The following is a 23455-nucleotide window of genomic DNA, read 5'->3' as shown; positions in this document are numbered from 1 at the left end:
ATAAATATACTGATTATCAGCTTATTAATCTAATTTTTAAACAGATATTTCTTTCTTTTTTAACCCTTGATTCGCATAACTCATAATTTATAATTTTGAATTCTCACGACGTACACATATACACAGACGGTGCTGCTAAAGGCAATCCAGGTAACGGTGGCTATGGCGTTGTTATGGAATGGGTAGGAAAACCTTATAAAAAGGAATTCTATGAAGGTTTTCGTCGAACCACTAATAACAGAATGGAGTTGTTGGCAGTAATTGTAGGTCTCGAAAAGCTAAAAAATCCTAATACTACCGTTTTGGTGATTTCGGATTCTAAATATGTGGTGGATTCAGTAGTAAAAAAATGGGTTTTGGGTTGGGAAAAAAAAGGTTTTGCAGACCGGAAAAATGCTGATTTGTGGAAACGATTTTTAATTGTATATAGAAAACACAAAGTAGATTTTAAGTGGATCAAAGGCCACAACAATCATGTCCAAAACGAAAGATGTGATGCCTTAGCTGTTATGGCTTCAATGCAAAAACAACTTTCTATAGATGCTTTTTACGAAAGTACTTGTGAGTGATTATTATATTTGAGTAATTGCTAATTCGCTTTTTTTATATTTATTTGAAATCAAATCTTTGTTTATTGTGCTGTGAATGATTTTGGCTAGCGCTTCAATGGTTCTGATTTTTGCATAAGGACGGTGGTAAATAATACTCATTTCACGAACCGGAATAGGAGCGTTAAAAAAACTGACTTGTTTTTTTCTTTCGGTAGAAAGGGTGTTGTAATATAATTCGGGAATCAAAGTTAATCCGCCAAATTCGTCAATCATATTCAATAAAGTATCAAAAGAACTTGCTTCAAGTTTTAAATTTTCAACCATTTTTTCTTTTTTCTTTAAAGAACATAATTTAATAAATTGTTCTCTAAGGCAATGACCTTCTTCCAAAAGCCAGATTTTATGATTTCTAATTTCATCGGGTAAAATATAGTTCTGTACCGGGTCAATGTCGCCATACACCATTAAAGTTTCATAAAATAACACGATATCTTCAATTTCAGTGTCATGTAAAGGTGTCGCAACAATTCCCATGTCAAGTTGCCCTTCTTTCAGCTGTTTTGTAATGGAGTTGGTTGTTTGTTCTGAAATTTCTAGTTTTAAGTCAGGAAAGTTTTCTAAAATAGGTTTTAAAATTTTTGGAAGTAAAGAGTTTGCTATTGTCGGGATGATTCCAATTCTAATTTTTCCTTCAATTTTTCCAATACTCTTTTTGGCGTTGTCTTTTAAAAGCTGGCTATGAAGAACTACTTTTTTTGCATTTTCAATAGTTTCTATTCCAATTTCGGTTGTTTCAGTTGGATTTTTCTTTCGGTCAAAAATCACTATTCCAAGCTCTTGCTCTAATTTCTTGACCATTGCGCTCAATGTTGCTTGAGTTACATTGCAATACTCTGCGGCCTTAGTGAAATTTTTTAAGCGATCTACTGCAATTATATATTCTAATTGTTGGATATTCATATATAGATATTGTCTATAACAAAGATATAAAATTTCAGTTATGTCAATATGATTTTTGTCGATATTTTTGCATGAATTAAATAAAAAAATAATCTTATGAAACAAAAAGCATTAGTCTTATCAATAGCGATATTGATAACTCAGCTAACATTAGGTCAAACGTTGACAACAAATTCCGGAGCTCCAGTAGGAGACAATCAAAATTCAAAAACAATTGGACAAGATGGACAAGTCCTGCTTGAAGACATTCATTTGATTGAAAAACTAGCTACATTTGACCGCGAACGTATCCCGGAAAGAGTGGTTCATGCTCGAGGAACTGGTGCATTTGGAGAATTTGTTGCTGCCTCTGATTTTTCGGATGTTACGATGGCAGATTTCTTAAATAAAGCGGGTAAAAAAACACCATTGTTGGTTCGGTTCTCAATGGTAATACATCAGGCAGGTTCTCCGGAAACGTACCGTGATCCTCGAGGTTTTGCAGTTAAATTTTATACTGAACAAGGAAATTATGATTTAGTAGGAAACAATTTGCCCGTTTTCTTTATCCGTGACGCAATGAAGTTTCCAGACATGGTTCATGCCTTTAAACCGTCCCCAATAACAAATGGCGCATCAGATCCGAACAGAGCATTCGATTTCTTTTCCAATGTACCAGAATCAACGCACATGTTTACTTGGGTATTTTCTGATTATGGAATCCCTGCTAATTTTCGCCAAATGGAAGGAAATGGAGTACATGCTTACAAATGGGTAAATGCGAAAGGCGAAGTAACCTACGTAAAATACAAATGGGTTCCGCAACAAGAAGTACGTAATTTATCGCAAGCCGAAGCTAATGCAATTCAATCCACACAAATTGAGCATGCTACTTTGGATTTGCGCAATGAAATTGAAAAAGGAAATTTTCCAAAATGGGATTTGTATGTTCAAATGTTGAAGAAAGAAGATTTTTTGGCTTTGGATTTTAATGCTGTTGATCCTACTAAAATTTGGCCTGAAAAAATTGCTAAACTGATAAAAGTAGGAACGATGACTTTGAATCAAAATCCATCAAATTATTTTCAACAAATAGAGCAAGCCGCTTTTTCGCCAGCAATTTTAGTTCCAGGTATTGAGCCTTCAGAAGATAAATTATTACAAGGGAGATTGTTCTCATATACTGATACACAACGCCATCGTTTAGGAGGGAATTTTCAACAAATTCCAGTAAACATGCCTAAAAACGGAGTGAACACCTACAATGAAAATGGGTATATGTCGTTGCGCCCTCAAACTGGTGATGTAAATTATCAGCCTTCAACAAATAAACCGGAGGTAAAGGATGATGCAAAATTCAAGTATTCAAAATCAGAATTTGCAAACGTAACTACTGCACAGTCAAAAATTTTGAAACCAAATGATTTTACACAAGCGGGAGATTTGTACCGTTCTTTTTCTAAGAAAGATCAAGATGCATTAATTTTTAATTTATCAGGTGCTTTAAAACAAGTAAAAAACAAAGTAATTGTTGCTAAGATGATTGCTCATTTTTATCAAGCGGATAGAGAATACGGAATGCGTTTAGCAAAAGAGCTTAAAATGGATCGTAAAGAATTAGAATCTTTAATGATGCAATAATTGTAAGGAAACTTAATAAAGGAGCGTTTTTAGCGCTCCTTTACTATTTAAATTTTAAAAAAATGAAAAAAATAATTTTCACCTTATTGATTTTAATTTCTGGTTTTTTGAATGCGCAAAACAGAGATGTTTTTGAGGCGGCAAGGACCAATGATCTAAAAACGATTGAAAAATTTGTACAGGAAGGGAATGATATAAATTTATTAAATTCCTCTGGTTATAGTTTGCTTATTCTGTCGGTTTACAATAATAATTATGAGGTTGCAACGTATTTGATTTCGCAAAAAGCAAATTTAGATATTCAGGATTCCTCCGGCAATTCCGCTTTGATGGGTGCGTGCTTTAAAGGGTATTCTTCCTTAGCAGAATTGTTATTGGCACACAAAGCAAGTCCAGACATAATAAATTACAATAAGGCAAATGCGTTATTTTTTGCTGCCACTTTTGGTCAGGAAAAATGTGTGGAAATTTTGTTGAACTATAAAATTAATACGCATCAAACAGACATTTTTGGAAAAACAGCTTTGGATTATGCGGTGAACCAAGAAAATGAGGCTATTATTGACTTATTAAATAAAAATATTTTGGTTAAATCATAAATTCAAATAAGGATAACAACTCTAATAATTATGGCGTAAATTAGTCTAAAACTACCTCTTAATTTGGCAAAATTTTACACCTCAGACTCTTTGCAACTTCACAAGTTATACCCTATCTTTGCGCCTTAATTTGAAACTACATAAATGAATAAATTATTGATTGTTGGAAGCGTTGCTTTTGATGCTATAGAAACGCCTTTTGGCAAAACGGATAAAATTTTAGGTGGAGCTGCACCTTATATAGGACTTTCGGCTTCTTTTTTTAATTTACAATCTGCCATAGTTTCTGTCGTTGGCGATGATTTTCCACAAGAATATTTAGATTTATTGACAGCAAGAAACATTGATATTTCTGGACTTGAAGTAGTAAAAGGTGGAAAAACGTTTTTTTGGAGCGGTCTTTACCATAACGATTTGAATTCAAGAGATACATTAGCAACGGAACTTAATGTTTTGGGTGATTTTCAACCGAAAGTCCCTCAGAATTTTAAAAATGCCGATATAGTAATGTTAGGAAATTTACATCCATTAGTACAAAGTAGCGTAATTGACCAAATGGAAACTAAACCAAAATTAGTGGTGCTCGACACTATGAATTTTTGGATGGATTGTGCTTTGCCTAAATTATTGGATGTGATGAAACGTGTTGATGTGATTACAATCAATGACGAAGAAGCAAGACAACTTTCGGGAGAATATTCTTTAGTGAAAGCGGCCGCTAAGATCCATAATATGGGGCCTAAATATGTAGTAATTAAAAAAGGTGAACACGGAGCACTTTTGTTTCACAATAAAGAAGTTTTCTTTGCGCCAGCACTGCCATTAGAAGAAGTTTTTGATCCAACAGGAGCAGGAGATACTTTTGCGGGAGGTTTTGCAGGATATTTAACACAGAGTGAAAACATCTCTTTTGAGAATATGAAAAATGCGGTTATATACGGTTCTAATTTAGCCTCATTTAGTGTGGAGAAATTTGGAACGGAACGGATGGTTAATTTAGATAAAGCGGAAGTTGTGTCCAGATTAAAACAATTTAAATCATTGACACAGTTTGACATAGAATTATAATACATGGAAACCTCGGAAACGGGGTTTTTTTGTTAAAAAAATATAAGAGATACTATCTGGTTTGATTATTGCCCACATATAAATCAGTCCAATTCATTTTTTAGAATAACACAACAACAAACAACAACACAATGAGCGACGCTTTACAACACGAATGTGGAATAGCACTAGTTAGACTACTCAAACCGCTTGAATTTTACAAAGAGAAATACGGAACGGCTTTTTACGGAATACAAAAAATGTATCTCCTTATGGAAAAGCAGCACAATCGCGGGCAAGACGGAGCAGGTTTTGCAAGTATTAAAATGGATGTTGAACCTGGTGAGCGATACATAAGTCGCGTGCGATCAAACCATTCGCAGCCTATTCAAGATGTATTTAAACAAATAAATGAAAGAATAAATGAAGAGATGGCAGCTCATCCTGAATATGCGGATGATGTAGCGCTTCAAAAAGAGAATATTCCTTACCTAGGCGAATTGTTTTTGGGTCATGTGCGTTATGGGACTTTTGGGAAAAATAGTATCGAAAGCGTTCATCCATTTCTGCGTCAAAGCAATTGGATGCATCGAAATCTGATATTGGCCGGGAATTTCAATATGACCAATGTGAAAGAACTTTTTCAAAATTTGGTAGAATTGGGTCAGCATCCAAAAGAAATGGCAGATACGGTTACGGTTATGGAAAAAATCGGACATTTTCTGGACAAAGAAGTGATGCAGTTGTATCAGGATTGTAAAGAAGAAGGTTTGTCTAAAAGAGAAGCTTCTCCTGTAATTGCCGAACGCTTGGATATTGCTAAAATTTTGAGACGTTCTTCTAAAAATTTAGATGGAGGATATGCTATGGCTGGACTTTTAGGTCACGGTGATTCATTTGTCTTTAGAGATCCTGCCGGGATACGTCCAGCTTATTTTTATCAAGATGACGAAGTAGTTGTTGTTGCTTCTGAAAGACCGGTTATACAAACCGTTTTCAATGTGCCTTTCGAAAAAGTTCAAGAAATAGAACCTGGAACTGCATTAATAATTAAGAAAAACGGTACGGTTTCCATGGAAGAGATTCTTCCTCCAACAGTAAAAAAAGCCTGTTCTTTTGAACGAATTTATTTCTCAAGAGGAAGTGATGCTGAAATATATCAGGAAAGAAAAACATTAGGAAGACTGATACTTCCGGCGGTGTTAAAATCAATTGATCAAGACACAGACAATACGGTTTTCTCTTATATTCCAAATACTGCCGAGACGTCTTTCTACGGATTGGTGGAAGCAGCTCAAGATTTTCTGAATCAAAGAAAGAACAATTATATTCTTCAAAATAGAAATACCTTAACTAAGGAATCATTACAAGAACTCCTTTCTGTCAAAATTCGTACGGAGAAAGTAGCGATTAAAGACGCAAAACTTAGAACGTTTATTACAGAGGACAGCAGCCGTGATGATTTGGTTGCCCATGTGTATGATGTTACATATGGAGTTATCAAACCAACGGATAATTTAGTAATTATCGATGATAGTATTGTTCGAGGTACAACCCTGAAAATGAGTATCATCAAAATGATGGATCGTTTGAATCCAAAAAGAATTGTAATCGTATCCTCTGCACCGCAAATACGGTATCCGGATTGTTACGGTATTGATATGGCAAAACTAGAAGGATTAGTAGCTTTTAAAGCCGCTTTAGAATTGCTAAAAGAAAGAAACATGTATCATATTGTTGATGAGGTATATGTGAAATGTAAAGCACAGGAAAACTTCAATGACACCGAAGTTATCAATTATGTAACAGCAATATATGCGCCTTTTCAACCGCAAGAGGTTTCGGATAAAATTGCACAAATGTTAAGCTCACCGGAGATAAAGGCCGAGGTAAAAATCATTTTCCAAACGGTAGAAGATTTGCATATTGCCTGTCCTAAAAATTTAGGGGATTGGTATTTTACGGGTGATTATCCAACGCCAGGAGGAAATAGAGTCGTTAATAGGGCTTTTATGAATTTTTATGAGGGGAAAGATGCTAGAGCATACTAATAATTGGTGCTGATAAGGTTTTAATCGGTTTTCCATGTTATTCATCTAATTTATTTGTAAGGGTAGTAACAACTAGTATAAATTTGAATCACCATAACATTAGTAGGTTAAGGTTATGGTAAATTTGGGGCAAAAAAGGTGGAAGAGATTCCACCTTTTTTATTGGAATGAAGTCAAAGCCTCTAACCCCTAAAGGGAAATCAAAGCAGAGATAAAAAATATTTTCGCAGGAAACAAAAGAGGCTAGAAAAAAAATTTTTTCTAGCCTCTTTTGTTAATTCCCCCCTTCGGGTGTTAGGGAGCTTATTTCTCTAAAGCAAATCTTCTCGCCACTTCCGTCCAGTTAATTACATTGAAAAAGGCTTCGATATAATCTGGTCTTCTGTTTTGATAATGCAAATAATAAGCATGTTCCCAAACATCCATTCCTAAAATTGGAGTTCCGCCACAACCTATGCCTGGCATTAATGGATTGTCTTGGTTAGGAGTTCCGCAAACCTCAACTTTACCTCCTTTATGAACACAAAGCCACGCCCATCCAGAACCAAATTGAGTTGCTCCAGCTTTGCTGAACGATGCTTTAAATTCTTCAAAAGTTCCAAAAGCAGCTTCAATTGCAGCCAATAAATCTCCAGTTGGAAGTCCGCCACCATTTGGCGTCATTACCGTCCAAAACAAATTATGATTGTAAAAACCACCACCGTTATTACGAGCAGGCATGTTTTTCATGTCAAGATTAATCAAAATATTTTCGATCGTCTTTCCTTCCATATCCGTTCCTGCGATAGCAGCATTAAGATTGGTAGTATACGCATTGTGATGTTTCGAGTGATGAATTTCCATCGTGCGGGCATCAATATAAGGTTCTAATGCGTCATACGCATAAGGTAATTGTGGTAATTCAAAAGCCATAATATGATTGTTTAATGATTTATAAATATTTTATCCAAATTTAATCATTTAACTTTGGAAATGGAAATTCTATTTCGTTATAATTTCATTAAATTAATTAATAGTGCGCTCTTTAGAGTTGTAACATACTTGTTTTCAGAAGCTATTTACTTCGTCTGTTCCAATCTTTTATCCACCGAAAAGGCGCATAAAAAAGATTTTTACTTCAAACAAAGTTCACCGAACTCCTATAAGAGTAAAAGTTAGGTGAAGTAATCAGGGCTAAAAAACGACTGTGCTTTAAGGTATCATTCTGTTTTAAATACATGTTTTGGAACCGAAATATCCAAATTACGACTGCGCCATCGCCATACAAACAATACTGATTTTTGCACCCGGTATTTTAAGTATAGCCCGGGAACAAGCTTCTAAGGTGGCTCCGGTTGTAATAACATCATCAATTAAAAGGAAATGTTTGTTGTGATTTTTTTCAGTAAAGGAAACATCAAAAATAGATTCGATTCCTTCCGTTCTGCCTAGTAAATTTTTCTTGGATTGCGTTTTTGAATACACATTCCGAATCAAAAGTGAGTCATTGTAAGCTACATTTAAACGAGTGGAAAGTGCTTTTCCAAAAGCAGTAACTTGGTTGTATCCTCTTTCTTTTAACTTTTTTCGATGCAATGGAACTGGAATAATTTCATTTACAGTTGTTAATAATTCAATGTTTTTCAAATCCTCGGCGTACCATTCCCCAAGAATTGTTCCTATTTCTTCGTGTCCTTTGTATTTCAAATTATGAATAAGCACTTGGACAATTCCCTTTTTATGAAAATAAAACAAAGCAGAAGTATGCACGACAGGAATTCGTCCGTAAAATTTTTTGAAAGCATCATTCTCTGGATTCAAATGATGATTGGTCAACGGAATATCGTGTCTGCAAACCGTACAAATCACATTTTCGTTCGCAATTAAAAAGGCGTTGCAACCGGAACAGACCTTTGGAAAAAAAAGATTAATAATGCTTTCAAACATGTAATCAGGGATTTGTTTATAAAAATAGACAAAACAATGCTTCAATCTTTAACAATTTCCTTTTTTTTAAGTTCACTTTTTATATTTTTGCAGTATTATGGCAAAACAAGAAGATTTATTTAAGAATGTAATTTCGCATGCAAAAGAATACGGATTTATTTTTCCGTCAAGCGAAATTTACGATGGTTTAAGTGCAGTCTATGATTATGCACAAAACGGAGTAGAATTAAAAAAGAACATACGCGAATATTGGTGGCGCGCCATGGTTCAAATGAACGATAACATTGTAGGTCTTGATGCCTCTATATTGATGCACCCAACTACCTGGAAAGCATCGGGTCACGTAGACGCGTTCAATGATCCATTGATAGACAACAAAGATTCAAAAAAAAGATATAGAGCCGATGTTTTGATTGAAGATTATGCTGAAAAACTCAACATAAAAGCAATCAAGGAAATCGAAAAGGCAAGAGTGCGTTTTGGTGACACCTTCAATGAACAGGAATTTGTGACTACAAATCCTCGCGTTATAGAGTATAAATCCAAAGAGAGAGAAATTCTGGAACGATTGGGACGTTCTTTAGGAAATGAAGATTTGGAAGATGTAAAAGCATTAATCGAAGAACTGGAGATTGCTTGTCCGGAAACGGGTTCCAGAAACTGGACCGAAGTGCGTCAGTTTAACTTGATGTTTGGTACCAAATTAGGCGCATCCGCAGATACAGCAATGGATTTATATTTGCGTCCGGAAACGGCACAAGGTATTTTTGTCAATTTCCTAAATGTTCAAAAATCAGGACGAATGAAAATTCCTTTTGGGATTGCACAAACTGGAAAAGCGTTTAGAAATGAAATCGTAGCCCGACAGTTTATTTTTCGTATGCGGGAGTTTGAACAAATGGAAATGCAATTTTTTGTGCGTCCAGGCGATGAAATGAAGCATTATGAATTCTGGAAAGAAGCCCGCTTGAAATGGCATTTATCACTTGGTTTAGGAAGAGAAAATTATCGTTTTCACGATCATGAAAAATTAGCCCATTATGCCAATGCAGCGGCTGATATTGAATTTAATTTCCCGTTTGGATTCAAAGAGTTAGAAGGAATTCACTCCAGAACTGATTTTGATTTGAAAGCACACGAGCAGTTTTCCGGCAGAAAATTACAATATTTTGATGCTGAATTAAATCAGAATTACGTTCCTTATGTAGTGGAAACTTCAGTTGGATTAGACAGAATGTTTTTGGCTGTTTTTGCCACTTCATTAAAAGAAGAAACATTAGAAGATGGCTCCACAAGAACTGTTTTGAAATTACCTTCGGTTCTGGCTCCAACTAAAGCAGCAATTTTGCCATTGGTAAAAAAAGACGGATTGCCAGAAATCGCACATAAAATCATTGACGATTTGCGTTGGGATTTTAATGTGACGTATGATGAAAAAGATGCCGTAGGAAGACGCTACAGAAGACAAGATGCGCTTGGAACGCCGTTTTGTATCACAGTAGATCATCAAACTATCGAAGATCAAACGGTAACAATTCGTCATAGAGACACGATGAAACAAGACCGTGTAGCGATTGCAGATTTGAAATCAATTATTGAAAATGAAGTTTCAATGAAAAACTGGCTGATGAAAATATAATTATTTGTAGTCTATATTCAAAAAAAGCTTCTCGATTGAGAAGCTTTTTTGTTTAAAATCTATAACCTAATGTTATTCCGCCTCGTCCTACTATCTCTGGACTATTATCACTAAATAAATTGCGTCCTATTCCAGCATTAAATTCAAAGACGAATCCTTTTCTATGAATCCATTTGGATCCAAGACCAAAACCAAGTGCGAAATCAGCTCCTACTTCATCTGCTACAAAATTAGTTATTGTCGTTCCATTATCGTAATAGTATGTTGTGTAGCCGTGATCTATATATGAATTTAACATTGCAAAACCTTCTACAAAAAATCCAGCAGCTGGTTTTTTTCCAAAATAAGCGCGGTAGTATGGAGTAAGACTAAAGTTAGTGTCAAATTCATCTTCAGCCACAAAAAAGAGTGAAATTCCTAATCCAGTATCCTCATTAATTAGTCGTTCATAAGTTAATTCTACCGCTCCTAGAACTAAAAATAGCGCATTCCCTTTTAATTCATTTCTTTGAAAATCGATTGTTTCTTTTTCTTGGCTAAAACCAAATAAAGAAGAAGTTAAGCAAATTAAGACAAATAATTTTTTCATAGTTTTTGTTTTTTGGAATAAAAGTAAGATAAATTTTTAAAAAAAATATTTTTAACAGTTACTTTTTGGTGGTTAATTCGGACAAAGTTATTATCAATCGACATTCATACTCTTTGAATCATCAGCACAACAAGTAACAGCTTCACTTTAGGAAAGTTTTTATGCTGACAACTAGAGGTGTTTACGAAATGAATTTAAATTCAAACGTCTATTAAAACAGTAATCATGTTCTTAATCGGATAAATCTGCATTTCATCTTAATGTATCAACATTTGTTAAAAACATATTAACAAGACCTATAAAAAAATAGTTAAATGCTTATTTTTAGAATGTTAAACACAAGTATTTTAGTCATTTTTTGATATTATTGTTTCATTAAATTGCTAAAACACCCCACCTAATTTAATAAACCAAAGTATATTTTGCTTTGGAAATCGGATGTAATGCTTAACAATCCCAGGAAAAGCAATTGATGAATTATTCGTACATTATTATTGACGACAATCAAGAAAGTGTTTTGAAAACAAAAGGCATTGCTGATGGTTTTTCAGAACTAACTTTTGTGGCCTCCGCAAATAATTATACTGATGGACTACATCTAATTTTAGAACATACGCCACAATTAGTTTTTCTTGAAATCGATCCTGTTGATACAACTAGCAATTTGTCTTTGGCATTGATCAATGAATTGCACCGTTACCTAAAAATAATTCCTAAAATTATTATTACCACCCGTAAAAAAGAGTTGGCTTTTGAAGCAATACAATATGAAGTGATGGATTATTTATTAAAGCCACTGGTACCAATCGATGTAATAAAATTGATTTTAAAATTAAATAAATCGGAAGTCGAAAGCGAGGTTGCTTTAAATGAATCGATCATCCTTGAAGAAAAGCCAACGTTCCTGCCACAACCTGAAACAGTACATCAGGGCCAGTCACTCACTTTGTGCATTAAATCATATGGGGATTATCGCTATATTGATGCAAAAGACATCTGTTACCTTAGAGCCGATAATAATTCAACGGACATTCATTTAAATAACGGGGAAATGATTACGGCTTTTAAAACATTGAAACATTTTGAAGGGGTATTGTCATATCCCTTTATTAGGATTCACAACAGTTATATTGTAAATAGGAACTATATTTCCAGAATTCACAGCGGAAATTCTGTGTGTTACATAAAAAACAGTACCGTAAAACTTCCTTTTTCTAAGTCTTACAAAACAAACATCGACCTTATTATCTCTGAATTTGCTAACGGAAATTATTTAGAAATCTAAAATTGTCCGTTCACCCAGATTTAATACCCATTCACTATCATTCGGGCAGGTTCTACCATATACCCTTTTTTTTGTAGGAAAAAATTAAGTTGTCTGTGTAGATTTACAAAAGAATTCCACGCTAATGTGGTTCTAGAAAAGTAAAATCAAACAACAATATAAAATTCCCAAATTATGAAAAAAGCAATTTTAACAATCGGATTATTTTCTTTAGTAATGGTATTAACTTCATTTACTTCAAATGAAGAAATTACTTCAACAACAAAAAATGATAACAAAGCAGAAGTTTTCAAAATTGAAAACGTACAACTAAATCTTGCTGGAAATGGATCAACAAGTCAGGGGAATAAGAAAATGGACTAACAAAATATTAGTAAATATATTGATTTAAGAAAGCTGTCAAATTTTTGGCAGCTTTTTTTATGCTAATACGTTTATTTTCTTATTTTTGATGGTAAAACTTTTTGCTATTGAAACATCCTATATATACAACACTTTTTTTTATTTTTTTATTTTGTGGATGTACTCAAAAAAATACTCCAAATAAAATTACTTTAGATTCTAAAGACAGCCTTTCTACATATTTTTTATTGTCCAACGATTTTGATTTGCCGTCTGAGCAACGAGAAAAATACGTAAAAAAAGCACTTCAAGTCATAACTCCCCAAGAAAATGATTCTTTATATCGTGTAAACCTGTTCAAAATTGCTAATCGCTATTATAACTTAGAAAATTGGAAGGAGTATAAAAGAACGGTACGATTGGTACTTGAAAAATCTGCAATGCAGCAGGATGCTTTTAGTATGGCAAAAGGGAATAATTATTTAGGAGATTATTATGACTCTCAAGGTATTCCGGATAGTTCTTTTTTGTACTATGACAAGGCAGAAAAAATATATATTGAGCTAAATGACAACTATAATCTGGCAAAAACGATTATAAGAAAGGCAAACATACAATTTAATCAAAGTGATTTTTTAGGGGCTGAAAAAGCGGCTTCTAAAGCTTTAAAAATCATAAAGAACACAAACCAAAGCGACATCTTGTATGATGCTTACAATTTATTAGGATTAATTTATAATGAACTAGAGGATTATAAAAATGCAATGCGGTATCACAATAGAGCTTTAGCCAGTATTGATGACGAGTTAATGGCCTCTTTTTATCAGCCAAAAGCGACTTCCTACAATAACATTGGTTACCTCCACCTTAAGACGCAAGACTACAAGCAGGCGAAAAGATATTTTCAAAAAGGACTAGATCAAAAAAATGTGTTTAAAGATAAACCCTCATTGCACGCCATGTTATTGAATAATTTAGCGTATTCTAAATTCAAGCTTAATGAAAAGGAAGGGTTGCCAGATTTATTCTTTCGATCATTAAAAACCAGAGATAGTTTACAACTTAGTGCGGGTGTCATAGCCAGTAAAATAAATTTATCCGAATATTTCATTTCAAAGAATGAAACTTTACGAGCAAGTCAGTTTGCCAAACAAGCCCTTGAATTATCCAAAAAAACAAACAATTATCGTAATGTTTTAAATTCGCTGAAGCAATTATCAATTATAGAGCCACAAAACGCTGCAGTTTATGGAAACGAATACATTCAAGTTAGCGAGAAATTACAAAAATCAGAACGTAAAATGGGTAATAAATTTACCCGTATCGAATACGAAACAGAGGAAATAAAAAACGAGAATAAGGACTTAGTACAACAAAACAGGAATTTAGTTTATATTTTTAGTGGTTTAGCAATGCTTGGTTTATTTTCCTTTGTCATTAGAACCCAAAAAGCAAAAAACAGAGAATTGTTATTCAAGCAACAACAGCAAATGGCCAATGAAGAGATCTATAATTTAATGATCACACAACAAAACACGATTGAAATAAATAGAATTAAGGAAAAGAAAAGAGTAGCACGCGAATTACACGACGGCGTTTTAGGCAGACTATTTGGAGTGCGAATTAACTTGGACAGCTTGAATAAGATTGTTGACGGGACTGCTGTGGAAAAGAGAAATAATTATTTAATAGAATTAAAAAATATTGAGCAGGATATTCGAGAAATTTCACATGACTTGAATAGAGAAAAATCAGAATTAATTAATAACTTCGTCGCCATAGTTGATAATTTATTTGAAGACCAAAAAAAGACTCATAAATCAAAATTAATTTCAAGTATTGATCCAGCTATAAAATGGGAACTAGTAAGTAACTCGCTAAAAATCAATTTATACCGTATTCTGCAGGAAGCACTCCAAAACAGTAATAAATATGCTAATGCTAACACCATTAAAATAGAACTAAGAAAAGAAGAAGATCATTTGATTTTAAAAATTAGTGACAATGGTGTTGGTTTTAATATAAAAACAGCTAAAAAAGGCATTGGTCTGCAAAACATACTTTTTCGGACCAAAGAATGCGATGGTATCTTTGACATACAATCCTCAAAAAAAGGAGGAACAATTATAACGGTTACCACCCCAATAGAATAAAAACAATCTTACAACTTATACAAAATGGCTAATGATTCCGTTGATACAGTAAAAACAAAGAATGAAATATTAATAGTTGACGACCATCCTTTTATAATAGAAGGATATAAAAATGCAATTACGAGGTATAATCCGGAGGAATTCGAGTTTCTTATAACTAAAGCAAAAGATTGCGAATCAGCCTACCATATTATTACCAATCCAGCTGTTGTGCCATTTGACATTGCTTTTTTAGATATTAGTATGCCGCCTTATGAAGAAAAAAATATTTATTCCGGCGAGGATTTGGCAAAATTAATATTAGAATACATGCCAAACTGCAAAATTATATTACTAACCATGTATACCGAATTGTTGAAGATAAAAACCATTATCAAAACAATAAATCCAAGTGGACTGGTTATAAAAAACGATTTAACTTTTGATGAATTAATTTTTGCTTTCGATAAGGTTATAAAAAACGAAAAATATTACAGCCAGTCCGTTTTAAAAATGTTGAATCAGGCAGAGGAAAATACAATAGAAATTGATCAATTTGATAAAGATATTTTGTTTCATATATCAAAAGGAACCAAGCTGAATGACATTCCACAATATATTCCAATTTCACTTGGAGCAATTGAGCAACGCAAACTGAATTTAAAAGAATTATTAAAAATAGAACATGGAAGCGATATTGATTTAGTCCAGGAAGCTAAAAACAAAGGATTGCTATTTTAATTTTATCAAATAAAAAACGACACTTAATAGGTGTCGTTTTTTATTTGTTTTAAAGAGATTTCTATTCACTCAAAGCATCCCAACCACGAGCTTTCAATGCTATTTTCGTGTTGGCACGAGTCACTAAATGAATGCCTTCGCTTTCTTGTGTCATGTGCCCAATGATTGTAAAGTTTGGATTCCCTTTGATTTTTTCAAAATCGTCCATGGCAATAGTGAAAAGCAATTCATAATCTTCGCCTCCGTTTATGGCAACAGTGGTACTGTCGATATCGAATTCTTCACAAACATTAATAAATGTTGGATCAATTGGTAGTTTGTCTTCGTATAAATTACACCCTACCTTAGATTGTTTGCACAAATGCATAATCTCAGACGATAATCCATCTGAAATATCAATCATTGAAGTTGGTCTTATTTCTAAAGCGTGCAATAGAGTACGAACATCTTTGCGTGCTTCCGGTTTCAATTGTCGTTCAATTAAATATGTGTACGCATCTAAATCCGGTTGTGAATTTGGATTCACCTGAAACACTTGCTTTTCGCGTTCCAAAACTTGCAACCCCATATAAGCAGCCCCAATATCGCCAGTTACGACTAATAAATCTGTTTGTTTGGCACCATTTCTATACACGATTTCATTTTCATCTGCTTCGCCAATGGCAGTTATACTGATGATTAACCCTTTCTGGGAGGAAGTCGTATCCCCACCGATAACATCTACATTGTATTCATTTGCAGCATGCGTAATTCCTGCAAACAATTCATCCAAAGCTTCTAAAGGAAAACGATTAGAGACTGCTACTGAAACCGTGATTTGCGTGGGTTTAGCATTCATGGCGCAAATATCAGAAACATTGACCACTACCGCTTTGTAGCCCAAATGTTTTAAGGGCATGTATGCCAAATCAAAATGCACACCTTCTATCAATAAATCCGTCGAAACTACTACTCTTTTATCTTTGAAATCCAAAACAGCGGCGTCATCGCCAATTCCTTTTAAAGTTGAAGGCTGATTGATTTTGAAGTTTTTTGTCAAATGGGCAATCAATCCAAATTCGCCTAACTGAGCAATACTTGTGCGTTGTGGGTTTTTATCTTCGATCATTATTTAAATTATTTTTGAGGTTGCAAATATACAAAGAAATATTCGCCTTGATTTGTTCCAATTTTCATTAATTTCATTCGAACTTTCAAATACTTAAATCGGACAAAATGAAATTATTTGATATCGTTACCCGTTGGGCATAATTGAAAATTCACTTATGATGTAAAAACAACCGTTCAGAGATGAGCGATTTTTTTGCATTACCTAATTAAATTCAAATTAAACAAGCGTAAAAATAAAGGTTTGCACCTATCTGTTACGCGTGTATAAAATCAATCAATTGAATTATATTGAATATTGCATTATCTGTTACGTGCGTGTAAACATTATTTAATTAAATTCTATTAATAGTTGATTAATCAGATTTTTTTTTATATTAGAGGGGAATTTTAATTTATTTCAGTTACTTATATAAACTAAAAAAACACCCAGAAAATGAGCGTTTTTTAAAATGGATAACTAAATGTTAACTAAAATGTTTGTTAAGTACTGTAAACAGGGTATTAAAGTGACCACGGCAGGGTTCGAACCTGCAACCCTCAGAGTCGAAATCTGATATTCTATCCAGTTGAACTACGCAGTCAATATTATTTCAGATTATTCAGCAACAGTTTTATATCCTATATATAAAACTGTTGCTCTTAAATCATAAATCTATGTCAATAATTTTTTAACTATAGTAGAGATCGTTTTCCCCTCAGCAGTTCCACCTAATTGTGCTGCGGCCAATCCCATTACTTTTCCCATTGCTGCAATGCCTGCGGCACCAGTTTCGGCAATGATTTTTGCTACTACAGCTTCTACTTCTGCTTCGCTTAATTGTGCTGGCAAGAATTTTTCTATTACTGCTATTTGTGCTAATTCTGGTTCAGCCAAATCCAAACGATTTTGTTCTGTAAAAATTTTAGCGCTATCCTTACGGGTTTTTACTAATTTTTGAAGCAATTTTATTTCATCATCCTCTGAGATTTCTTCTTTTGATCCTGTAGCGGTTTGCGCTAGTAAAATTTCAGATTTAATAGCTCTTAAGGCTTCTAGAGCAACTGTGTCTTTGGCTCTCATGGCGGTTTTAATTTCGTCCATGATGTGTATTGATAAACTCATAATATTTAGTGTTTATTTATTAATCGATTATTGATCAAATCGATTATTGAAATGCTCATTATAAAACCACTACTTTTCTGAATGTTCAAAAGGGTAGTAAAGGCTCCTGCTTTTTTTGCGGGACTTGAAACAACCGCTTTTTTAATGCCCGACAAATTTAAAAAAATTTACTGGAATTAACAACAAATTGCCTTGTTCAGATTACACAAAAAAAGTAACCCGAAAATCAAATTAAATTTTCGGGTTACTTAGTTTATTTTGAGTTCATTAATCCACGTTATCGTGTAAGTATGAATTATTTGAACGCAGCTGCAAATCATTATTACTATCCGTTCCTACAGAAATTCTAGAATTCGTATTATTAGCTTGATGGTTTGAAATGTCTATTCCTAATCTTTTGTAAGCCGGTTCTTTTTCATATTCTTCAATTTTAGAGACATTGTTATGAAACTTATAATTGAATTCTTTTAATTTTTTCCTTCTTTCATCCGCTCTCATTCGCAATGATTCTTCGATAGTCATTTCAGTAGGCGAAATTGCTTGAAAGTCAACTGGAACCAGCGCTGCGCTGTCAACTTGTTTCATGGTAATATTTAATTCCTCCGGAATTACAACCTCTGGAGTTTTCGCTACTGGTTTTGCCATGAAATCATTTTCTGGCTCCATATATTCTTCAAGAGAATATTTAATGATTCCGTTATCTGTCAATTCCGTTACCGGAACAAATTGAACGGCTTCATTTACTCTTATATCACTCGTTTCTGGAGTCAATTCAAATAAAATTTTACTGGCCTCTACCGGAACTACAGGCGCTGTTTTAAAAAGTGGCAGATCAAAGGAGAATGTAGTTTGTTCCTGTCTTTCTACTGCTTTTGGCTGAATAGTCTTTAGCTCTTTAACCTCGGCCACAGGTGATGTGATTGTAAAATCAATATCTGTTATTGGAGAAACAATTTCAAAAGTCACATCTAAATTTTTGATAAATTCAGACATAACGATTAGTTCTTCGTTATTAATGACTGGCACCGTTACCACTGGCTCAGGAGCAGCTACTGTATCTTCTAATAAATCAAAAATAACTCTCTCATTTGAATTAGTCGATGGTGATTCCATATTCAAATCAAATGCAGCAACTGTCTTGTTGGTTAGATTATGAACACTTCGCTGTTCGTCCCCTAGTGTATGTATTATTTTTTTTGGTTCTGTATTTACAATTTCGTTTTGTTGTTCGATATCAAATCCTGTGGCAATAATGGTCACAGCAATAGCGTCTCCCAGAGATTCATCTTCACCAACTCCCATGATAATGTTAGCGTTATGGCCTGCTTCCACTTGTATGTGATCATTAATCTCTCCTATTTCGTCAATGGTAATTTCATTAGTTCCAGAAACGATAAGCAACAATACGTTTTTGGCACCTGTAATTTTATTGTCATTCAACAAAGGAGAATCTAAAGCGGCGATAATCGCTTCCTTAGCTCTGTTTTCACCTGAAGAAACAGAAGATCCCATAATAGCCGTTCCGCTATTAAACAATACTGTTTTCGCATCTCTTAAATCGATATTCTGGGTGTAGTGATGCGTAATTACTTCGGCAATACCTCTTGAGGCTGTCGCCAAAACTTCATCTGCTTTTGAAAACCCTGCTTTGAAACCAAGATTTCCATATACTTCTCTTAATTTATTATTATTGATAACAATTAAAGAATCGACTTGTTTGCGTAATTTTTCGATACCAATTAAGGCTTGTTCCTGACGCACTTTCCCTTCAAACAAGAAAGGCAAAGTCACAATACCCACCGTAAGAATGTCTCTTTCTTTAGCCAATTGTGCAATTACTGGTGCAGCACCCGTACCAGTACCACCACCCATTCCGGCTGTGATAAATACCATTTTAGTATTACGATCCAACATTTTTTCAATCTCGGAAATGCTTTCAATAGCTGATTGCTGTCCAACATCCGGGTTTGCTCCTGCACCAAGTCCTTCGGTTAAGTGTACTCCTAGCTGAATTTTATTAGGCACAGAACTACTCTGTAAAGCTTGAGAATCCGTATTACATACGATAAAATCTACGCCTTTGATCCCTTGTTTAAACATGTGATTGATAGCGTTACTTCCGCCTCCACCTACACCAATAACTTTGATTACATTTGATTGGTTTTTTGGTAAATCAAATGAAATACTTCCAAATTCTGAGTTGCTCATCATTTTATTTGGTTTTTGATATTTATTATTAATTCTTGTGAATGTTTTTACTGTCTATTCTGCATTATCCAGAAAGTCTTTAATCTTATCAACATAACGATCAAAGAAATTTTTCTGTATTCTGTTTACGGTAGAATTCTGTTTTTCTTTTGAATTCTGACCTTCTTCCTCTTCCTCTTTTTCAGGAATTTCATACACTAGATTTTCAGCCGCGGCTGCCCTGTAAGCCAATGTTCTTGGTTGCTCTACAGCATCTTTTCTAACTGCACTCTGTGATTTATTCTCAATACTTTTCATTACTAACCCAACAGCTGTTGCGTACAAAGGACTTGAAATCTCCTCGTCAGAATTCCCTGCCAGATGTTCATTTGGATATCCAATTCTGGTATCCATCCCAGTAATGTATTCTACTAATTGCTTGATGTGTTTCAATTGAGCACCTCCGCCAGTAAGCACTATCCCTGCAATTAGCTTTTTGCGAGGATCTTCATGACCGTATGCTTTTACCTCAGTAAATACTTGATCTACGATCTCAACAACACGCGCATGAATTATTTTGGAAAGATTCTTTAACGAAATTTCTTTTGGTTCTCTGCCTCTTAATCCCGGAATGGAAACAATTTCGTTGTCTCTGTTTTCTCCTGGCCAAGCAGAACCAAATTTAACTTTCAACAATTCAGCTTGTTTTTCAATAATCGAGCATCCTTCTTTGATATCTTCCGTAATGACATTACCACCAAAAGGAATTACCGCTGTGTGACGAATAATACCATCTTTAAAAATAGCCAAATCTGTTGTTCCTCCACCAATATCGATCAATGCAACTCCAGCTTCTTTTTCTTCCTGACTCAAAACGGCATCTGCTGAAGCCAATGGTTCTAATGTTAAACCTGATAATTCGATTCCGGAACTTTGAATGCATCTGCCTACATTACGTATCGATGAAGCTTGCCCCACTACAACATGAAAACTAGACTCTAATCGTCCGCCATACATTCCTATAGGCTCTTTGATTTCGGATTGTCCGTCAATTTTAAATTCTTGCGGCAAAACATGTATGATTTCTTCCCCTGGCAACATGGCCAATTTATTTACTTGATCAATCAAAAGCTGAATGTCATTCCCTCCAATTACTTCTTCGGGATTGCTTCTACTGATATAATCAGTATGCTGAATACTGCGGATGTGTTGTCCCGCGATTCCTACCACTACATCTTTTATTTTATAACCTGAATTATTTTCGGCTTCTTGAATCGCTTGCTGTATTGACTGTATGGTTTGAGTAATATTATTTACCACGCCTCTTGCTACACCTAAACTTTTAGATTTTCCTACACCTAAAATTTCTAGTTTGCCATATTCATTCTTCTTGCCTATCATGGCAACTATTTTAGTTGTCCCAATATCTAGACCTACTGCAATATTCTCTTTTTCCATTATCTATTATTTAGTGCAAACTACTTGTTCCGTAAATCGGAGGTCAATTTTCTTATATTTATACAACGAACTGTCTAAAACCGCTTTTTGAAAAAAAGCTTTATAATTTTTAAATTTATGCGCTACATGTATCAATTTACCAAAATCTATTTGATAGTCAAAATTTCTGTTTAACATTTTTAAGCTTCCATTTGGCATAATTTGAACTCCAATGATGTTTTTTTTCAAAAAATCATCTTCATAAATCATGCGAAGTAAACTAGTTAAATCTTCGTTGTTGTTTTTATTTATTCTCCCTGAAACAAGCGGAACTCTTGCTGTAAAATTAGTTGATAACGGCATTCTATTCCCTTCGTAATCAATGTAAAAAGAACCTTCATCACCAAAAACCCTGGCAATAGGATTTTTTTGTTTGACTACTGCTTTTAACACCCCGTCAATGGTTACAAATACGTGTGATTTTTCAATCATCGCATGTGCATCGAGAGTGGATTCCAACTTATTCAAATCTAAATTAACTTTTTGAATGCTTGATGCCTCTTTTTTATTTTCTATTAACAATTTATCAACCGTTTCTTGCCGCACAAAAGGAGCGTTATCCCCTACAAAAACAACGACAGATTTAGACAGTTTTCTATTTTTATTTCGATCTGATGTAAACGAAAAAAGAAAAATCACTACCACAACCATGAGCAATAATCTAATATTGGTCCAATTAAATACTTTCATGTATCGCTTTTTTTATGATTGGTACTAATTCTCCAATATCTCCTGCTCCAATTGTTACTATTACAGTAGCACCGCTTGCTAAAATTGTTGGAATTAAATCCTCTTTAGAAACTATTTTTTTATGGTTATTAGTCATTTTACTCATCAACCATTGTGCGTTAACACCCTCCATTGGCAATTCACGAGCCGGATAAATATCTAATAAAACAACCTCATCAAAGGCGGATAAACTTTTAGCAAAATCATCCACAAAATCTCTGGTTCTACTAAACAAATGAGGTTGAAAAACAGCCAATACTTTTTGATTTGGATACAATTCGCTGACTGCTTGATGCACGGCATTTATCTCTGTAGGATGATGCGCATAATCATCTATATATACTTTTCTATCCGTTTTTATTTGGTACGAAAACCTTCTTTTTATTCCTTTGAATGATGCAATGCCTTTTGCAATGGCATCGGTTGGGGTGCCGAATAAGTTAGCCATTGCAATAGCCATTAATGCATTCATTAAATTATGTCTTCCCGGTAAACCAAAATGTAAATCTCTAATTATTTCGGTAGGCGTTTGCACATCAAAAACGTAACTGCCGTTTCCTACTCTAACATTAAATGCCTTGTAAACAGCCGCTTCGTTTACTGCACAAGTGATGCCTTCTAATGGCAATTCTTTTGTTATGAAAAGATTGTTTTTATCTTCTATTTTAGAAGCAAATTCAATGAAAGAAGCTTCTATTGCTTCACTGGTTCCATAAATATCTAAATGATCCGCATCCATTGAGGTAATACATGCAATATTAGGATGCAAATGCAAAAAGGAACGGTCAAATTCATCCGCTTCAACTACAGTCACGGTTGAACCGCTTCCTATTAAATTTGAATTATAATTTTCGACTATTCCACCAATAAACGCGGTAACATCAGCACCACTTTCGTACAAAAGATGGCCTAAAATTCCTGATGTAGTTGTTTTACCATGTGTTCCGGCAACCGCAAAACAAAAGGTGTCTTTTGTAATTAACCCTAAAACTTCGGCTCTTTTTTTGATTTGGTAATTTCTTTCTACAAAAAAATTCCACTCAGAATGCGTCTTAGGAACAGCCGGAGTAATAATTACCAGTGTATTGTCTAGATAAAAATCTTTTGGAATCAAATCAATACTGTCTTCGAAATGAATTGAAATTCCACTTTCAATTAACTCCGTAGTAAGAATAGAAGGCGTTTTATCATAACCCGAAACTTGCTTTCCCAAATTGCGAAAATAACGAGCCAGATTACTCATCCCGATTCCTCCAATCCCTATAAAATAGACGTTATGTATTTGATTTAAGTTCATTTTTTTATGTCTTAAAGTCTTAAAGCCTTAAAGTTTTAAAGTCATTTGACT

At 34.2% G+C, this 23455-nt stretch carries 20 protein-coding genes and 1 tRNA gene; 10 read left to right on the top strand and 11 right to left on the bottom strand.

The genetic code is table 11. The features are described 5' to 3' along the window. Window positions 1-95: 95 nt before the first annotated feature. Entirely contained in the window at window positions 96-569 is a 474-nt protein-coding gene (rnhA, locus tag EKL98_RS13280; RefSeq protein WP_126461787.1) for a ribonuclease HI, read from the top strand. A gap of 3 nt (window positions 570-572) precedes the next feature. Here rnhA and EKL98_RS13275 read toward each other — a convergent pair whose 3' ends face one another. Next, a complete protein-coding gene (locus tag EKL98_RS13275; protein WP_126452727.1) occupies window positions 573-1511 on the bottom strand; it encodes a hydrogen peroxide-inducible genes activator in 939 nt (312 codons plus the stop codon). 96 nt (window positions 1512-1607) lie between these two features. Between EKL98_RS13275 and EKL98_RS13270 the strand changes: the two genes are divergently transcribed. The 4 genes from EKL98_RS13270 (at window position 1608) to EKL98_RS13255 (ending at window position 6828) form a co-directional block, all read left to right on the top strand. Then, window positions 1608-3131 (top strand): catalase, encoded by a 1524-nt coding sequence (locus EKL98_RS13270; protein ID WP_126562853.1) that lies wholly within the window; start codon window positions 1608-1610, stop codon window positions 3129-3131. Between the two features lie 62 nt (window positions 3132-3193). Beyond that, a complete protein-coding gene (locus tag EKL98_RS13265) occupies window positions 3194-3730 on the top strand; it encodes an ankyrin repeat domain-containing protein (protein ID WP_126461781.1) in 537 nt (178 codons plus the stop codon). Between the two features lie 144 nt (window positions 3731-3874). Further along, window positions 3875-4798: a PfkB family carbohydrate kinase gene (locus EKL98_RS13260; RefSeq protein WP_126562852.1), complete on the top strand. Its 924-nt coding sequence runs from the start codon at window positions 3875-3877 to the stop codon at window positions 4796-4798. A 131-nt stretch (window positions 4799-4929) separates the two neighbouring features. Continuing rightward, window positions 4930-6828, top strand: coding sequence for an amidophosphoribosyltransferase (locus EKL98_RS13255; RefSeq protein WP_126452719.1), 1899 nt, complete (start codon window positions 4930-4932; stop codon window positions 6826-6828). Between the two features lie 303 nt (window positions 6829-7131). On the opposite strand, the gene EKL98_RS13250 is transcribed toward EKL98_RS13255, so the two are convergent. Together EKL98_RS13250 and EKL98_RS13245 are read right to left on the bottom strand one after the other, a co-directional pair. Continuing rightward, window positions 7132-7740, bottom strand: a complete 609-nt coding sequence (locus tag EKL98_RS13250; protein ID WP_126461769.1) for a superoxide dismutase — start codon at window positions 7738-7740, stop codon at window positions 7132-7134. A gap of 330 nt (window positions 7741-8070) precedes the next feature. Further along, window positions 8071-8754 carry a ComF family protein gene (locus EKL98_RS13245; protein ID WP_126562851.1) on the bottom strand — a complete coding sequence of 228 codons (684 nt, stop codon included), beginning with the start codon at window positions 8752-8754 and terminating at the stop codon, window positions 8071-8073. 97 nt (window positions 8755-8851) lie between these two features. Here EKL98_RS13245 and EKL98_RS13240 point away from each other — a divergent pair, with 97 nt between their 5' ends. Beyond that, on the top strand, window positions 8852-10393 hold the full coding sequence (locus tag EKL98_RS13240) for a glycine--tRNA ligase (protein WP_126461762.1): 1542 nt from the start codon (window positions 8852-8854) through the stop codon (window positions 10391-10393). A gap of 52 nt (window positions 10394-10445) precedes the next feature. Here the strand turns inward: EKL98_RS13240 and EKL98_RS13235 are convergent, their stop codons facing one another. Next, window positions 10446-10982, bottom strand: coding sequence for a DUF3575 domain-containing protein (locus tag EKL98_RS13235; protein ID WP_126461759.1), 537 nt, complete (start codon window positions 10980-10982; stop codon window positions 10446-10448). Between the two features lie 472 nt (window positions 10983-11454). Between EKL98_RS13235 and EKL98_RS13230 the strand changes: the two genes are divergently transcribed. The 4 genes from EKL98_RS13230 to EKL98_RS13215 all read left to right on the top strand — a co-directional run bounded on the left by EKL98_RS13230 (window position 11455) and on the right by EKL98_RS13215 (window position 15482). Beyond that, entirely contained in the window at window positions 11455-12267 is an 813-nt protein-coding gene (locus EKL98_RS13230) for a LytR/AlgR family response regulator transcription factor (RefSeq protein ID WP_126461756.1), read from the top strand. Window positions 12268-12441: 174 nt separating this feature from the next. Then, entirely contained in the window at window positions 12442-12630 is a 189-nt protein-coding gene (locus EKL98_RS13225) for a hypothetical protein (RefSeq protein ID WP_126461753.1), read from the top strand. Between the two features lie 107 nt (window positions 12631-12737). Further along, entirely contained in the window at window positions 12738-14762 is a 2025-nt protein-coding gene (locus tag EKL98_RS13220) for a tetratricopeptide repeat-containing sensor histidine kinase (RefSeq protein WP_233584081.1), read from the top strand. A 24-nt stretch (window positions 14763-14786) separates the two neighbouring features. After that, window positions 14787-15482 carry a response regulator gene (locus EKL98_RS13215; RefSeq protein ID WP_126461750.1) on the top strand — a complete coding sequence of 232 codons (696 nt, stop codon included), beginning with the start codon at window positions 14787-14789 and terminating at the stop codon, window positions 15480-15482. 61 nt (window positions 15483-15543) lie between these two features. On the opposite strand, the gene thiL is transcribed toward EKL98_RS13215, so the two are convergent. The 7 genes from thiL to murC form a co-directional block, all read right to left on the bottom strand. After that, window positions 15544-16590, bottom strand: coding sequence for a thiamine-phosphate kinase (gene thiL, locus EKL98_RS13210; RefSeq protein WP_126461746.1), 1047 nt, complete (start codon window positions 16588-16590; stop codon window positions 15544-15546). Between the two features lie 509 nt (window positions 16591-17099). Beyond that, a tRNA-Arg gene (locus EKL98_RS13205) sits at window positions 17100-17173 on the bottom strand. 71 nt (window positions 17174-17244) lie between these two features. Beyond that, window positions 17245-17694, bottom strand: a complete 450-nt coding sequence (locus EKL98_RS13200; protein ID WP_126461743.1) for a GatB/YqeY domain-containing protein — start codon at window positions 17692-17694, stop codon at window positions 17245-17247. Window positions 17695-17961: 267 nt separating this feature from the next. After that, window positions 17962-19905 carry a cell division protein FtsZ gene (gene ftsZ / locus EKL98_RS13195; RefSeq protein ID WP_126461740.1) on the bottom strand — a complete coding sequence of 648 codons (1944 nt, stop codon included), beginning with the start codon at window positions 19903-19905 and terminating at the stop codon, window positions 17962-17964. Window positions 19906-19956: 51 nt separating this feature from the next. Next, window positions 19957-21339 (bottom strand): cell division protein FtsA, encoded by a 1383-nt coding sequence (gene ftsA / locus EKL98_RS13190; protein WP_126562850.1) that lies wholly within the window; start codon window positions 21337-21339, stop codon window positions 19957-19959. 6 nt (window positions 21340-21345) lie between these two features. Beyond that, the gene (locus EKL98_RS13185; protein ID WP_126562849.1) at window positions 21346-22068 is read right to left on the bottom strand and encodes a cell division protein FtsQ/DivIB; all 723 of its coding nucleotides are present in this window, start codon (window positions 22066-22068) and stop codon (window positions 21346-21348) included. Further along, window positions 22055-23404 (bottom strand): UDP-N-acetylmuramate--L-alanine ligase, encoded by a 1350-nt coding sequence (gene murC, locus EKL98_RS13180; protein ID WP_126562848.1) that lies wholly within the window; start codon window positions 23402-23404, stop codon window positions 22055-22057. Before murC ends, EKL98_RS13185 begins: the two co-directional genes overlap by 14 nt. Between the last annotated feature and the right edge of the window lie 51 nt (window positions 23405-23455).

Source organism: Flavobacterium bomense, from assembly GCF_003970355.1.
This window is presented reverse-complemented; position numbering and strand designations above follow the sequence as displayed.